Consider the following 14033-nt stretch of genomic DNA (forward strand, 5'->3'; position numbering starts at 1 on the left):
TAAAAAGCCACTCATAAGAGTGGCTTTTTATTCTCATCTATAAATTAATGGTGTAGTAAAATACTTGCTATAACACCTGTTGCTGCTGCAACTAAAATATATTGACCATCTACATGTAACCAACGATGTCCGCTTGGTGGTGGTGGTAAACCATTATCACGCCAATTGTCTACGCGATAGTTTCTTCCCCAATATGATTTAGGTATATGACCACCCTGTTGCCATTGACCACCTGAAGGCGCATGGTAGTAATTTGGATATCCACGCATATCTTGTTGTTCATTACGTCCAACATCTCGGTCTCTATGACCACCATGACGCTCTTGATTTTGCATTGGAGCTTGACGACCTTCTGGTCCTGGTCCTCGATCGTCTCCGCCACGATCCCATGGATCTGCAGAAGCCAATCCGCTCATGAGTGTCGCACCACAAAGTAAAGTGACAGTGAAAAAACGTTTTTTAAATTTCAACATGTTAAAGCCTTGTCTAACTCTTTAGATCTACTTTAACCTTCAATATGAGAGCTTCAATGAATAATCATGTTATAGGCTGTAAACAATTAAGTAAGAAATGTATAATATGCATATATTTTATAAAAAGCTTGTAGATCGTGTAATTGATCTATCTTCGGTCTAAATATTTAAGATTCTCTATTTCTCACGTTATAATTATCGGCTTTTAGTCAAACTGTCTTTCTCTCTATGAAAATTAGAATCCTTACTATTGGACAAAAAATGCCTGCGTGGGTACTTACAGGTGTAAATGATTATCTCAAACGTATTCAACCTTTTGTACAAACCCAATTTGTAGAATTACCTATGGCAAAACGAGGAAAAAATGACTCAGATGCAGATATCTTTAAATACTGTCAAATCGAAGGCGAAGCCATTTTAGGGGCATTAAAGCCCAATGAAATTTTGATTGCACTTGAGGTCAATGGCAAGGAATTAAGTACTGAAAAATTGGCTCAAACAATGAAAGATTGGATGCTAGAAGGTCAAGATATTGCTTTAGCGATAGGCGGTCCCGATGGATTAAGCGATCAAGTCCGTCAAGCAGCAAAATGGCATTGGTCATTATCAAAACTTACTTTGCCTCACCCACTTGTTCGTGTCATGCTCATCGAACAGCTTTATCGTGCAATGAGTATTAATCACAACCACCCATATCATCGTGCTTAAACAATTTGCTTATGGGTGTATTTATTTTTAAGGATACGCATGAACCGACAAACACTTCCAGGTTTATTTATTTCACATGGTTCCCCAATGTTGGCACTTGACCCTGAACAAGTTGGTCCTGCATTACATCGCTTAAGTATAAACCTTCCCCAACCTGTGGCAATTATTGTGATGTCAGCACACTGGGAAAGCGAAACACTTGAAGTAAGCACTGCAACTCGTCCTGAAACTTGGCATGATTTTCGTGGTTTTCCCAAAGAACTATATGATATTCGCTATCCTGCACCTGGTGCAATTGAGCTTTCAGAGCGCTTACTGACTCGTTTTGCGGATGCAGATATTCATGCGAATGCAAATAGTACAAGACCTCGGGATCACGGGGTATGGATGCCTTTATTGCATATGTACCCTGATGCAGATATTCCTGTTATTGAAATTTCTCTACCAATGACAGGAAGTGCACATGACATATACACCATTGGCCAAATCCTTGCAGAATTACGCCAAGAACAAATCTTATTAATTGGTTCGGGTAGCATCACGCATAACCTGTCAGAATTGTCTTGGCAAAAACAACATTTAGATACACCGCTTTGGGCCTCTAAATTTAGAAACTATATTGTTCAAAAGCTACAGCAACAAGATTTTGAAGCAGTCTTGAATTGGGAAAGCTTACCTCATTTAGAGAGAAACCATCCCACATTAGAACATCTTGCACCATTATTTTTTGCTATGGGTACAGGGCATCGCTTTAGTATTGTACACAGTAGCTTTTCTATGGGCACTTTAGGAATGGATATTTATCGTTTTGACTAATCATAAGTGACCAAATTGAAAGCCTGATACAGATATTCCACCAAGAAATTTGGATTCATGATAATTCCTGATAGCCTGTTCATTTTCTGCTGCACCTACCGCAACCATAATCGGAAGTAAATGTTCTTCTCTGGGGTGAGCAAATCGTGCAGCAGGGGCATTTTCCCAATGAATTAAGCGTTGATTCCGTATATCCGTATCATAATTCACCAAAGTTTCATTCAACCAAGTGTCGAATAAACCTGATTCTTTTTCTGCTGTTGCATTAAACTGAGATAAATTATGGTAGGTCAAACCACTTGCAATAATAAGAATATTTTCTTCACGTAATTTTGCCAACTGCCGACCCAATATAATATGTGTCATTGGATCCAAACCTTTTTTTAATGAAAGTTGAACCACAGGAATATCCGCTTTGGGGTTAATAACTTGCATAGGTGCAAACATGCCATGATCATAGCCACGTGAGTTATCAATAGAAACATCAATATTTGCAGCTTGTAATTGTTCGACAACACGTTTCGTAAGCTCGGCGTGACCTGAAGAAGGATAATCAATTGCATAGGTTTCTTGAGGAAAGCCATAATAGTCGTACAACATCGTTGGATGTTGTGCACCTTGAACAGTAAAAATACGCTCTTCCCAATGTGCAGAAACCATTAAGATAGCCTGAGGTTGTTGCGTTAGACCTTTCAGAATCTGAGAAAGTGACTGCTCGAGTTGCGTATATTGTTTTCTTAATACTGGCATCCATGGCCATGGCCCTCCCCCATGTGAAACAAAGAAGACGGGTTGCCGTATTGAATGACTCTTCATTTTATGTATCCTAAAATTTCTATTACTTAGTAAAAAGTATGAAACTTTGAAATACATAGAACAATTCAACAAATAGAACACTCCAATGAATGATTAGAACGATCAAATTAAATTCCGACAAATTTACTAGGTTGAGTCTATACTTCAGAGGCAATAAAATAATCCCCTATTTTTTTTAAGACTTTATTTTAACCATGAAAACAGAGCTTTTATCTCCTGCCGGCTCACTTAAAAATATGCGCTATGCCTTCGCTTATGGTGCCGATGCAGTATATGCAGGACAGCCCCGCTATAGCCTTCGTGTTAGAAATAATGAGTTCGACCATGAAACATTAAAGATTGGTATTCAGGAGGCACATACCTTAGGCAAAAAATTCTATGTCGTGGTTAATATCCAACCCCACAACAGTAAATTAAAAAACTTTCTTGCCGACCTAAAACCAGTTATCGATATGAAACCAGATGCTCTCATCATGTCTGATCCTGGTTTAATTATGCTTGTACGTGAAAATTTTCCCACTATAGATATACACTTATCTGTACAAGCCAATGCTATGAATTGGGCGACTGTTAAGTTCTGGAAAAACTACGGACTAACACGCGTTATTTTATCTCGTGAATTATCTATAGAAGAAATTGAAGAAATAAAAAAATATGTTCCTGATATCGAGTTAGAAATATTTGTACATGGCGCACTTTGCATGGCCTATTCTGGACGCTGTATGCTTTCAGGATATATGAACAAGCGTGATGCAAATCAAGGGGCTTGTACGAATGCTTGTCGTTGGGAATATAAAGTATTGGATGTTCAAGAAGATCACCTAGGCGACATCATTCCTACAAAAGAAATTCAAAATACACAATCTATTTTATTACAACGTAACAATGAAGATGCTTTTGCAGCAGAAGAAGATGAGCATGGAACATATTTTATGAACTCTAAAGACCTACGTGCAGTCCAACATGTAGAGCGTTTAACAAAAATTGGAGTGACTTCATTAAAAATTGAGGGTCGTACTAAATCTTATTTTTATTGCGCGCGAACAGCTCAAATTTATCGAAAAGCGATCGATGATGCTTTAAATGCTAAACCATTTGATACACAGCTTATGTATCAGCTCGATGGGCTTGCAAATAGAGGATATACAGAAGGTTTTTTAAGACGTCATGTGCATAGTGAATATCAAAACTACACTCATGGTTCTTCAAAATTTGATTATCAACAATTTTGCGGTGAAGTCATTCAATATGAAGATGGATATCTCACGATTGATGTCAAGAATCGTTTTACGATTGGCGATACATTAGAGCTTATGACACCAAAAGGCAATATATCCTTTACACTCAAAGAAATGCTAAATAGGAAACATGAAGCGATCGAAAGTGCAAAGGGCTCAGGACATATTGTAAAAATACCAAGTCCACTAAAAACATTAGACTGTCAGTTTGCACTTCTCATTCGAAATTTGCCCCATCGTGTAAATGATATACCTTCATCATCATTGGCATACAACATTCAATAGCATGGCTTTAATCATTACAACAGACTGTATTAATTGTGATATGTGCTTACCTGAATGTCCCAATACAGCAATATCAGAAGGTAAGAAAATTTACGAAATTGATCCTGTACGCTGCACAGAATGCGTGGGATTTTACGATCATCCAACATGTATTGCAGTATGCCCGATTCACTGTATAGAACAGCATCCTTCATATTACGAAACAAAAGAAGCTTTACTTGTTAAGTTTCAGGCACTCAATATTCTATAAATCTCTAGCCTATCATCATACGTGATAGGCTAGAATTTTTTAAAATATATCGAATTATTTGTATTAAGATATTTTAAATAAAAAAAAGAGCTAAAGAATAACTCCTTAGCTCTTCTAGCAACACAGAATTAGTTTCCTGAGCGAATAATATAATCAAATGCAGATAGCGCTGCTTTAGCACCTTCACCTGTTGCTATAATAATTTGCTTATAAGGCACAGTTGTACAATCGCCTGCTGCAAAAACACCTTTTACATTGGTTTCATTGCGTTCATTAATTACAATTTCCCCACGTTTAGACAGTTCTACAGCACTATTTTTAAGGAAGTCTGTATTTGGTAATAAACCAATTTGGACAAAAATACCTGCCAGTTCAACGGTATGTACTGCTTCAGTTGTACGATCTTTATATTTTAGACCTGTAACTTGAGCACCGTCACCTAAAACTTCAGTTGTCTGAGCACTCATAATGACTGTTGAATTAGGTAAGCTGTGCAATTTATCTTGTAGTACTTGGTCTGCAAGTAAATGGTCACTAAATTCGATCAGTGTTACATGCTCAACAATACCAGCTAAATCAATTGCAGCTTCTACACCCGAGTTACCGCCACCAATAACAGCAACATGTTTGCCTTTAAACAAAGGGCCATCACAGTGTGGACAATATGCAACACCACGTGTACGGTATTCTTTCTCACCAGGAACGTTTAGCTCTCTCCAACGTGCACCTGTAGAAAGAATTACAGACTTTGATTCAAGTTTTGCACCATTTTCTAGCTCTACAGATACCAGTCCATTTTCTGTTTGATCTGCACCAATAATTTGGCTTACACGCTGTAAATTCATAATATCAACATTATATTCACGAACGTGTTTTTCCATGTCACTCGTAAATTGAGGCCCAACCGTACGCTGTACCGTTGTAAAGTTCTCAATATCCATCGTATCCATTACCTGACCGCCAAAGCGTTCAGCAACAATACCTGTGTTAATCCCCTTACGAGCTGCATAGATTGCAGATGTACCGCCGGCAGGCCCCCCACCTACGACGAGTACATCAAACGCTTCTTTCGCATTTAATTTCTCAGCTTCTTTTTCAACAGAGTGAGTATCCAATTTAGCAACGATCTCCTCAAGAGTCATACGACCTTGACCAATGTGTTGATTGTCTTGAAAAACCATTGGTACGGCCATAATTTTTCTTTCTTCAACTTCATCTTGGAAGAAAGAACCATCAATCATCGTTGCTGTAGTATTTGGATTATAAATGGCGATTAAATTCAGTGCCTGAACAACGTCAGGACAGTTATGACATGTTAAAGATACAAACACATCAAAGTTAGCTTTTAAATTTAAACCTTTAATTTGATTTAGAATTTCATCTGAAACCTTTGGAGCATAACCAGAAACTTGGAGTAATGCTAAAATGAGAGATGTAAATTCATGTCCCATTGGAAGACCTGCAAAATATACACGTGGCTCTTCACCTGCTTTTGCAATACCAAAACTTGGACGACGAACATTTTGACCATCTAAACGAACAGTAACTTGATCAGACAACTCTGCAATCTCAGTGACTAGCTCTTTAATTTTAATTGCTTTATCAGATTCATCTAAAGATGCAACGAGCTCAACAGGGCTTTCTAAACGTTCTAAATAAGCTTTTAACTGTGCTTTAATATTTTGGTCTAACATTATTTAGTCTCCAATGGAGTAATTTTTTAACTAAGCAAATCATACATAAATTAGACCTATAGTTAAAACAGAATATTTTTATAGCTACAATCGTTTTTTCAAATTAAATCTTATATTACAACTATAAATATATACTTTTTATAAAATAAAAAGCCAAGCATTATGGCAATACCTGGCTTTTAGTAACTAAAAAATTCTATTTAAATGTCTTGAAGCGTGCATCATCTTCCATGAATTCTTTTTCACCAGCAGGTGCTTCAATAGAACCAAAGACCAATTGTGCGCGTAGTTTCCAAGTTTCAGGCACACCAAACGCTTTTGCTGTTTCTGCATCTGCTATCGGATTATAATGCTGTAATGAAGCACCAACATTAACTTCAGAAAGTGCAGTCCAGACAGCAAATTGGGCAATCGCACTTGAATGTTCTGACCAAATTGGAAAATTGTCAGCATAAGCTGCAAATTGCTCTTGAAGGCCTTTTACAATATCTTGGTCTTCATAAAATAAAACCGTTCCTTTGCCTGCTGCAAAACTGCTAATCTTATTGTTTGTTCCCTCAAAAGCAGATTCAGGAACAATTTGACGTAAGGTTTCTCTTACAATTTCCCAAAACTTCTTATGTGAGTCATCAAATAAAATAACGGCTCTAGAAGATTGTGAATTAAAAGCAGAAGGACTCAAACGAATGGCTTTTTTAATAAGTACTTCTAATTCTTCGTTAGAATGTTGAACATTACTTCCAATAGCATAAATCGTACGGCGTTTTTCAATTTCTTGAATAAATGACATTTTCTTCTCCACACTATAATATTATGTCGTTAAACGAACCTATTTCTTAGAAACTATTTTATAGAGAACGTCTATCATAAATATATGATATTCAATCAACGCAGTGTCCTATTTTTGCAATAATAAAATAAAAAAGCGCCAATTTATTATTGACGCTTATCGACTAATCAGTTACTACAGTGAACTATTTCTCTGTTTCAAACAATGCAGCAACAAATGATTTTGCAGAAAATGGACGTAGGTCATCAATTTTTTCACCAACACCAATAAATCGAATTGGCACATGTGTTCTACTTGCGATATTAAACAATACGCCACCTTTGGCAGTACCATCTAATTTTGTAATCGTAATACCTGTTAATCCTACAGCCTGATCAAACTCTTGCACCTGATTGATCGCATTTTGACCTGTACCCGCATCTACAACGAGCATAATTTCATGCGGTGCCGTTGGGTCAACTTTCTGCATTACACGTTTTACTTTTTTCAGTTCTTCCATTAAATTGCTTTTATTATGCAAACGCCCTGCTGTATCTGCAATAAGCACATCTACACCTTTAGCACGTGCACTTTCAAAAGCATCATAAATAACAGATGCGCTGTCTGCACCGTGTCCTTGGGCAACAACAGGGATCTCATTACGCTCGCCCCATATTTGAAGTTGCTCTGTTGCTGCTGCACGGAATGTATCACCTGCGGCAAGCATGACCTTTTTACCTTCACCTTGTAACTTTTTGGCAAGCTTACCAATGGTTGTCGTTTTACCTACACCATTTACACCTACCATTAAAATAACATAAGGATTTTTTTGGCTGTCAATTTGAAGTGCTTCAACGCGTGGCGCCAATAGGTTCACAAGTTCTTCTTGTAACGCTTTATATAAAGCATGCGAGTAAATCAGATCACCACGTGCTGTACGCTCAGTCAGATTCGCAATAATCGTTTTTGTTGCATCTACACCAATATCTGCAACTAATAATTGTTCTTCAACTTCTTCTAGCAGTTCATCATCAATCTCTTTACCGCCGATAAGAATATTCACCATTCCATCAGTGAAACTCTTTCTGGTTTTGGTCAAACCTTCTTTCATACGGCTGAAGAAACCACCTTTTGGCTTATCTTCATTCTCTGAATCTATAGGTTCAGGAGATCGTGTTTCAGATACTTGAACAGGCTCGGTTTTTTTTGTATCTACAATTGGGACATCAACAGCAGGTAAATTGGGTAATGTGACATCATCATCACCAATTTCTTCATCAATTAGAAACTTATGAGATACATTATTTTGCTCTTGCATGCTGATCCCTTGAAAAACAGTGCATAATTTAAAAGATTAATTTTAACATAAATTTAATATGATCACTTAAATAGGTCATATAAATCAGACTTAACGCCCTTCTGGTGGATAGACTTTTATATTTTTAGTTTCAAACTGATAAGCTCTTACTAAACGAAAATAGTCATTTTTACGAATAACTTCATTGGTAAGTAAGTGATAAGCCATTGTCTGCGTTTGTGGATAGTCGATTTGCTTTGCCATCGTCTGAATTTCACGGTATTGCTCTTGTGTGACATCGCTTGAAAGTAAAATACCTGAAAAAATAAGAAATATGCCAATAATAAAACATACTCCAACAGCAGGGAGTAATTGTATAGAAAGATTAAAATTCGTTTTTTGCCGACAAATGTGAAAAAAGTTCTGGATTCTGTGCATGACCAACCTCTACTCACGTCAGTGTAAGTCGATCATGCACGTAGTACAATACTTAAAATTATATAATGATGTTAAAAAAATCAGGTTGTTGGTGTGATATGAGCAACAAAGGCAAAATACAGAACTACGGCTACAATAGCGAGCCCCACAAATAAAATAAATGGATTCATTTCTTTCTCATGTGAATGACTGTCTGCAGGGGTATCATCGAATCCCGCGAGACCTTTTAGTTCGTTATTATAAGTGTCGTAAAAATGAGAACGGCTTTGTGAATCTAGAGAAGTTAAGAATGCCGCGATCTTTGCGCGCTGTGAAATACCAACGCTACCAATTTGCTCATTTTCATGATATACTGCGTTATGCAATTGCTCTCTGTGAAACTTCGCAAGCGCTTTGATCTGTTCTGTATTTAAAGGCAAATCAAAGTTGAATCCATCAATTGTATAAGTACTCATTATTATATACCCTCTGTTGTTAGTTAAATTTTTTTAATCTTTATATTTTTACTATACACCTTTTTATTCTATTTAGTAATGAGTCAAATAAACTTAAAAATACTTACATAAACTTATTTTTCTAGTTGACAAATTCTTTCAAATGTAATATTTGTTTAACAAACTGAAGTTAAAATTGTAAGTACATAGGGCTCATGAGATGCCCTAAATCATAATTAAAATAAGGAGCTTAATATGATTCAACAACTTTCTCAACACGACTTAGAGAATGTATACGCAACTGCGGTACATACTATTCAATCGCAAATGAACTTTTCAGATGCGGTTACCGACTTAGAAAATGCTGCACGTGCAGGTCATGGGAAGGCTGCTTTATTCTTAGCAGAGTTATATAACCAAGGTTTCCGTGTAGAACGTGATAGCTACAAAGCACAGTATTGGCAAAAGATGGCAACCATGGTTGCTTAATAAAACGTCACCTAGGTGGCGTTTTTTTATGTGTTTTTATTCTGTAAGAATTTCAATAAGAAGAATCCGACAACTAAGCCCAAACCAACAACAAACAAAATTGAAGCCGAATTTACCCAAATTAATGCCTGATCCTTTGTTACCACACCAAAAAGCAAACCAAATATTGCTGGCGATAGCAATGCATTTGTACCTTCAGAAATTGTAGGCGTAAAGAAACATGCAAACAAAACTAAGGTGGAAATAGAACAAAACTTCGAATAAGGTTTTGTCATTAAATACCAACACAGTAAAATAATAAATGCGCCTACACCATATACGGCGATCGCTATTGTTTCCTCTGGAAATACATCAAGTACAGAAAGTACCTGATGTAAAATCCCTATATTTTCATTAGGCACCACGTAAGCCCTCTGGTGCAACAGCATTCGGATTAATTAAACCTTCAGGAGGCATTTGAAGAAAAAATCCTTTCGTCTCCAGTGAATCTATTACATGTAATACATTTGCACGTGCTAACTTACGCCCTTCATGTAACTCAAGATGCATTACAAATGTTGCACGACCAAATGCCTGACGAACAGCATCTGGTACATTTTCGAGTGGATCGCTATCTTCTGACTTCGTTTCATTCATATTTGATGTCACATAAATGTACATTTCATCTTTTTTACTTGAACGATAAATATCACAATGCATAAATAGTGCTCTTCGTATTTTTAACTTTGAATCTAGTATTTATTGTAGCTGAAATTTCTTTATTTGCGTATTTTCATTTGCTGTGCCAAATTGTGTTTATCAGCTTTTAAAACTTCTAATAATGGCTGAACCAATAGTGGATAGCGCCACCCTTTCAAATAGCAAGATAAATGGTTGATATCTTGATGATAAAAAACTACATGATGATACAACTCATTCAACCATTTTTTTCTCATAAGTACTGCTCGAGGAATACCTGTTTCAAAAGAAACTCTCTCGATAATGGTTTCCACTTGCTCGGCAATATCTTTAGAAATTTGTTTTACAGGCCTTGCCAAATTTAAAGGCCACTCTTCTTTTTCTGGTAAGAACTGTAAAAGATCCAAGATAACTTTACCATATTCTCGAATAATATTCGGACGCATCCCTTTAATGTGAGAAAGTTGAAATTGATTCCTTGGATTTTTCTCTACCAATTCAATCATTATATTATTTTTAAGCACAAAACTGCGAGGAATATTCAGTGCTTTCACTAATTGTTCTCGCCATACACTCAGTTGTTGTAATTGCATTAACTGTTTACGAGAGTGACGATAGTTTCCTACATCCCGATAGAGTTCTTCGGTAGATGTTTCTAAACTAATTTCATAAGCCAAGCTTTGGCAGTCTTCTTCAACATAAGCCAACAAGTTTTTATGTTGCAACTCTTGTTTAATTTTTTCTGCTAAATGAGGTAAAAACTCTACATCATTTGCAGCATAGCACAGTTGTGCTTGACTCAGCGGTCTGGCTGTCCAATCCGAACGTGTATGATCTTTTTCTATGTCTACACCCAAATACATTTGCAAAGCATTTTGATAACTTACCTGTAAACCATGTCCTAAAAATGACATCGCAAGCTGAGTATCAAAAATATTCTTGAGTGGTTTAATTTTAGAATAGCAGTAGAAAAGATCGACATCTTCACTACAAGCATGAAAAATATTTTGTTTTGCTTGAATCAATTTTTGCCAAAATAGACTTAAATCTAAATGAACACCATCAAGCAAATATACTTCACCATCTAAATTTATCTGAAATAAACCCAATTTAGGCCAAAGTGTATCCACCTTTACAAACTCAGTATCTAAGGCATATATAGATGTGGGTTTCATCTTATCTAAAATAGAAAGAAGCTCACTTTGATGTTGAATAAGTTGATACATGCCTTATTGATTACCTAGCTATTAATGAAAATTCTTAATCTCACCACAGGCATGCTTATTCAGGCGAATAGATCATGTTGGGGTATTTTAGTAATTGTAATGAAATTGTGCCTAATTTTATTCAATTGCATCTTAAAATTTGCTTTTTATTACGTCAATATACAAAAAAAGAGATGCTTTTGTATATTTTTATATCAATAATTAAAGTTAACTATTTAAATTGCATTCTTTGATGCACTGCTTGGCTAAGTGTATGACTATCTACGTATTCAAGCTCCCCTCCTTGCGGCACACCTTGAGCAATTCGTGACATACGAATTGGCAAATGTTTACAAGCTTCTAATAAGTAGTGTGCTGTAGCCTGCCCTTCTACAGTTGCATTGGTTGCCAAAATGACTTCTTCAATAACACCTTCTTTAAGACGTGCAAGAAAACGAGGAATACCTATTTCTTCTGGCCCAATTCCGTCTAATGGCGATAAATGGCCACCAAGTACATGATACTTACCATTAAAACTTCCTGTTTGCTCAATTGCCATAACATCAGCAGGCGATTCAACAACACAAATTAATGAGTCATCTCTATTATGTGCAGTACAAATATCACAAATATCATTTTCTGTAAGTGAGTTGCAAACCGAACAACTATGAATATGCTGAGCAGCTTCACTTAAAGCGTTTGCAAGTACCATTGCACCTTCACGATTTTTCATCATCAAATGAAGTGCCATGCGCTGAGCCGATTTTGGCCCAACGCTTGGCAAACGGCGTAATGCGTGTACTAAGTCATCAAATTTGTGACTAAACATGCATAACCCCTTTCAATTAGAATAAACCTGCTAAACCAGGAGGAAGTCCCATACCTGAATTGGCATCTTTCATTTTCGCTTCAGAAATTTCTTCTGCTTGACGAGCAGCATCATTCATTGCAGCAGCAATCAGATCCTCAACCATATCCGCATCATCCTGTAATAATTCAGGATTAATTTCAATACGCTTTACCACATGACGACATGTCATGGTTACTTTTACTAAACCGCCACCTGCTTCTGCATGAACTTCAGTTTGTGCTAGCTCTTCTTTTGCCTTTTTAGCATTCGCTTCCACATCTTTTTGCATGCGCTGCGCTTGTTGCATCAGCATATTAATATTCATACCAAAAGCTCCAACTTTTAAATCAAATCTAAACCACGAGATAAGTCACGAATAATATCATGAATATCTTCTAAACCAACAGAAAGTCGAATTAAGCCCTCGCTAATCCCTGCTGCTGCTTGTGCTTCTTTAGATAGTTTCCCATGCGTTGTTGTTGCAGGATGTGTAATTGTCGATTTTACATCACCTAAATTTCCTGTAATAGAAATAAATTGTGTACTATCGATAACTTTCCATGCTGCGTCTTTTCCACCCTTGACTTCAAAGGAAACAATTCCACCAAAGCCAGATTGTTGCGATTTTGCCAAAGCATGTCCTGGATGGCTTTCAAGGCCCGAATAGTAAACACGCTCTACTTTGTCATGACTTTCTAACCAACCTGCAACTTGTTGTGCACCTTCACAGTGGGCCTTCATACGTAACTTTAACGTTTCTAAACCTTTCAAAAAGACCCATGCATTAAATGGACTCATTGATGGACCTAATGTCCGAACTACACCAAAAACTTCTTCAAGCAAATCATGTTTTCCAACGACTGCACCACCTAACGCTCTCCCTTGACCATCAATATATTTGGTTGCTGAATAAACCACGAGATCTGCACCAAATTTAATTGGTTGCTGTAGTATAGGTGTACAGAATGTATTATCTACAACCAATAGGGCATGATGTGCATGGGCAAGTTTTGCTACAGCCGAAATATCCCCAATCATCGCTAATGGGTTTGAAGGCGATTCTAAAAAGAAAAGCTTTGTATTGTCACGTACTGCATTTTCCCACTGAGATAAATCTGTTAAATCAACATACGTAATTTCTACGCCAAATTTTGCAATGTAACGATCAAATAACCCTACAATTGAACCAAAAATATCTCTAGAACATACGACATGATCACCTGCTTTTAAATAAGCCATCATGATCGCTAAAATGGCTCCCATACCAGAACCTGTCGCCACTGCTCGTTCACCGCCATCTAATGCAGCCAGTCTTTTTTCAAACATACTCACTGTTGGATTGGTAAAACGAGAATAAATATTTCCTTTCTCTCTACCTTGAAATTTATCAGCAGCTTCTTGTGCATTTTTATAGACGAATGATGAGGTTAAAAAGATAGGTTCGCCATGTTCACCTTCGTGTGTACGAGTGTGTCCTGTTCTAATGGCTAAAGTATCTATTTGAAATTGGTCGTATTCTTCTTGATTCATACACTTTTACTCATGCGTTCTTCACTTACATTCTTTTCATTGTGAGTGCCAACTTACAAGCTG

18 protein-coding genes are annotated in these 14033 nt (G+C 36.8%); 5 read left to right on the plus strand and 13 right to left on the minus strand.

Annotated features, from left to right (window positions below):
* Positions 1–44: 44 nt before the first annotated feature.
* Positions 45–473 carry an RcnB family protein gene (locus OZX61_RS07605; protein ID WP_277094435.1) on the minus strand — a complete coding sequence of 143 codons (429 nt, stop codon included), beginning with the start codon at positions 471–473 and terminating at the stop codon, positions 45–47.
* A gap of 228 nt (positions 474–701) precedes the next feature.
* Here OZX61_RS07605 and rlmH point away from each other — a divergent pair, with 228 nt between their 5' ends.
* Positions 702–1181 (plus strand): 23S rRNA (pseudouridine(1915)-N(3))-methyltransferase RlmH, encoded by a 480-nt coding sequence (rlmH, locus tag OZX61_RS07610; protein ID WP_277094436.1) that lies wholly within the window; start codon positions 702–704, stop codon positions 1179–1181.
* Positions 1182–1220: 39 nt separating this feature from the next.
* Entirely contained in the window at positions 1221–1997 is a 777-nt protein-coding gene (locus OZX61_RS07615; RefSeq protein ID WP_196337632.1) for a class III extradiol ring-cleavage dioxygenase, read from the plus strand.
* Here the strand turns inward: OZX61_RS07615 and OZX61_RS07620 are convergent, their stop codons facing one another.
* On the minus strand, positions 1998–2813 hold the full coding sequence (locus tag OZX61_RS07620; protein WP_277094437.1) for a class III extradiol ring-cleavage dioxygenase: 816 nt from the start codon (positions 2811–2813) through the stop codon (positions 1998–2000).
* Between the two features lie 194 nt (positions 2814–3007).
* On the opposite strand from OZX61_RS07620, the gene yegQ reads away from it, so the two are divergent.
* Positions 3008–4336, plus strand: a complete 1329-nt coding sequence (gene yegQ, locus OZX61_RS07625; RefSeq protein WP_277094438.1) for a tRNA 5-hydroxyuridine modification protein YegQ — start codon at positions 3008–3010, stop codon at positions 4334–4336.
* 1 nt (position 4337) lies between these two features.
* Positions 4338–4586, plus strand: coding sequence for a YfhL family 4Fe-4S dicluster ferredoxin (locus tag OZX61_RS07630; protein ID WP_195771282.1), 249 nt, complete (start codon positions 4338–4340; stop codon positions 4584–4586).
* Between the two features lie 128 nt (positions 4587–4714).
* On the opposite strand, the gene ahpF is transcribed toward OZX61_RS07630, so the two are convergent.
* From ahpF to OZX61_RS07655, 5 genes are all read right to left on the minus strand, one after another.
* Positions 4715–6280 (minus strand): alkyl hydroperoxide reductase subunit F, encoded by a 1566-nt coding sequence (ahpF, locus tag OZX61_RS07635; protein ID WP_277094439.1) that lies wholly within the window; start codon positions 6278–6280, stop codon positions 4715–4717.
* A gap of 196 nt (positions 6281–6476) precedes the next feature.
* Positions 6477–7070, minus strand: coding sequence for a nitroreductase family protein (locus OZX61_RS07640; protein ID WP_195771284.1), 594 nt, complete (start codon positions 7068–7070; stop codon positions 6477–6479).
* 184 nt (positions 7071–7254) lie between these two features.
* On the minus strand, positions 7255–8367 hold the full coding sequence (gene ftsY / locus OZX61_RS07645) for a signal recognition particle-docking protein FtsY (RefSeq protein ID WP_195771285.1): 1113 nt from the start codon (positions 8365–8367) through the stop codon (positions 7255–7257).
* 90 nt (positions 8368–8457) lie between these two features.
* Positions 8458–8784 (minus strand): hypothetical protein, encoded by a 327-nt coding sequence (locus OZX61_RS07650; RefSeq protein ID WP_195771286.1) that lies wholly within the window; start codon positions 8782–8784, stop codon positions 8458–8460.
* A gap of 80 nt (positions 8785–8864) precedes the next feature.
* On the minus strand, positions 8865–9239 hold the full coding sequence (locus OZX61_RS07655; RefSeq protein ID WP_195771287.1) for a hypothetical protein: 375 nt from the start codon (positions 9237–9239) through the stop codon (positions 8865–8867).
* Between the two features lie 234 nt (positions 9240–9473).
* Here OZX61_RS07655 and OZX61_RS07660 point away from each other — a divergent pair, with 234 nt between their 5' ends.
* On the plus strand, positions 9474–9707 hold the full coding sequence (locus tag OZX61_RS07660; RefSeq protein ID WP_195771288.1) for a hypothetical protein: 234 nt from the start codon (positions 9474–9476) through the stop codon (positions 9705–9707).
* Between the two features lie 26 nt (positions 9708–9733).
* Here the strand turns inward: OZX61_RS07660 and OZX61_RS07665 are convergent, their stop codons facing one another.
* The 6 genes from OZX61_RS07665 to OZX61_RS07690 all read right to left on the minus strand — a co-directional run bounded on the left by OZX61_RS07665 (position 9734) and on the right by OZX61_RS07690 (position 13970).
* Positions 9734–10135 carry a hypothetical protein gene (locus tag OZX61_RS07665; RefSeq protein ID WP_195771289.1) on the minus strand — a complete coding sequence of 134 codons (402 nt, stop codon included), beginning with the start codon at positions 10133–10135 and terminating at the stop codon, positions 9734–9736.
* The gene (locus OZX61_RS07670; RefSeq protein ID WP_195771290.1) at positions 10101–10406 is read right to left on the minus strand and encodes a YcgL domain-containing protein; all 306 of its coding nucleotides are present in this window, start codon (positions 10404–10406) and stop codon (positions 10101–10103) included. Before OZX61_RS07670 ends, OZX61_RS07665 begins: the two co-directional genes overlap by 35 nt.
* 59 nt (positions 10407–10465) lie before the next feature.
* A complete protein-coding gene (locus OZX61_RS07675) occupies positions 10466–11611 on the minus strand; it encodes an HRDC domain-containing protein (protein WP_277094440.1) in 1146 nt (381 codons plus the stop codon).
* Between the two features lie 211 nt (positions 11612–11822).
* Positions 11823–12419: a recombination mediator RecR gene (recR, locus tag OZX61_RS07680; protein ID WP_195771292.1), complete on the minus strand. Its 597-nt coding sequence runs from the start codon at positions 12417–12419 to the stop codon at positions 11823–11825.
* A gap of 16 nt (positions 12420–12435) precedes the next feature.
* Complete coding sequence (locus OZX61_RS07685; RefSeq protein ID WP_195771293.1) at positions 12436–12765, minus strand: YbaB/EbfC family nucleoid-associated protein; 330 nt, start codon at positions 12763–12765, stop codon at positions 12436–12438.
* 17 nt (positions 12766–12782) lie between these two features.
* Positions 12783–13970, minus strand: coding sequence for an O-succinylhomoserine sulfhydrylase (locus OZX61_RS07690; protein WP_277094441.1), 1188 nt, complete (start codon positions 13968–13970; stop codon positions 12783–12785).
* Between the last annotated feature and the right edge of the window lie 63 nt (positions 13971–14033).

Origin of the sequence: Acinetobacter sp. ESL0695, from assembly GCF_029392135.1 — a bacterium.
GTDB classification, from domain to species: domain Bacteria; phylum Pseudomonadota; class Gammaproteobacteria; order Pseudomonadales; family Moraxellaceae; genus Acinetobacter; species Acinetobacter pollinis.

Excerpts from the sequence above, each read along its gene's own strand:
- OZX61_RS07685 (WP_195771293.1), bottom strand. The coding sequence starts at position 12,765 with ATGAATATTAATATGCTGATGCAACAAGCGCAGCGCATGCAAAAAGAT.
- ftsY (WP_195771285.1), bottom strand. The coding sequence starts at position 8,367 with ATGCAAGAGCAAAATAATGTATCTCATAAGTTTCTAATTGATGAAGAA.
- OZX61_RS07675 (WP_277094440.1), bottom strand. The coding sequence starts at position 11,611 with ATGTATCAACTTATTCAACATCAAAGTGAGCTTCTTTCTATTTTAGAT.
- OZX61_RS07605 (WP_277094435.1), bottom strand. The coding sequence starts at position 473 with ATGTTGAAATTTAAAAAACGTTTTTTCACTGTCACTTTACTTTGTGGT.
- ahpF (WP_277094439.1), bottom strand. The coding sequence starts at position 6,280 with ATGTTAGACCAAAATATTAAAGCACAGTTAAAAGCTTATTTAGAACGT.
- yegQ (WP_277094438.1), top strand. The coding sequence starts at position 3,008 with ATGAAAACAGAGCTTTTATCTCCTGCCGGCTCACTTAAAAATATGCGC.
- OZX61_RS07620 (WP_277094437.1), bottom strand. The coding sequence starts at position 2,813 with ATGAAGAGTCATTCAATACGGCAACCCGTCTTCTTTGTTTCACATGGG.
- OZX61_RS07660 (WP_195771288.1), top strand. The coding sequence starts at position 9,474 with ATGATTCAACAACTTTCTCAACACGACTTAGAGAATGTATACGCAACT.
- OZX61_RS07615 (WP_196337632.1), top strand. The coding sequence starts at position 1,221 with ATGAACCGACAAACACTTCCAGGTTTATTTATTTCACATGGTTCCCCA.
- recR (WP_195771292.1), bottom strand. The coding sequence starts at position 12,419 with ATGTTTAGTCACAAATTTGATGACTTAGTACACGCATTACGCCGTTTG.
- rlmH (WP_277094436.1), top strand. The coding sequence starts at position 702 with ATGAAAATTAGAATCCTTACTATTGGACAAAAAATGCCTGCGTGGGTA.
- OZX61_RS07640 (WP_195771284.1), bottom strand. The coding sequence starts at position 7,070 with ATGTCATTTATTCAAGAAATTGAAAAACGCCGTACGATTTATGCTATT.
- OZX61_RS07650 (WP_195771286.1), bottom strand. The coding sequence starts at position 8,784 with ATGCACAGAATCCAGAACTTTTTTCACATTTGTCGGCAAAAAACGAAT.
- OZX61_RS07655 (WP_195771287.1), bottom strand. The coding sequence starts at position 9,239 with ATGAGTACTTATACAATTGATGGATTCAACTTTGATTTGCCTTTAAAT.
- OZX61_RS07670 (WP_195771290.1), bottom strand. The coding sequence starts at position 10,406 with ATGCATTGTGATATTTATCGTTCAAGTAAAAAAGATGAAATGTACATT.
- OZX61_RS07665 (WP_195771289.1), bottom strand. The coding sequence starts at position 10,135 with ATGCTGTTGCACCAGAGGGCTTACGTGGTGCCTAATGAAAATATAGGG.
- OZX61_RS07690 (WP_277094441.1), bottom strand. The coding sequence starts at position 13,970 with ATGAATCAAGAAGAATACGACCAATTTCAAATAGATACTTTAGCCATT.
- OZX61_RS07630 (WP_195771282.1), top strand. The coding sequence starts at position 4,338 with ATGGCTTTAATCATTACAACAGACTGTATTAATTGTGATATGTGCTTA.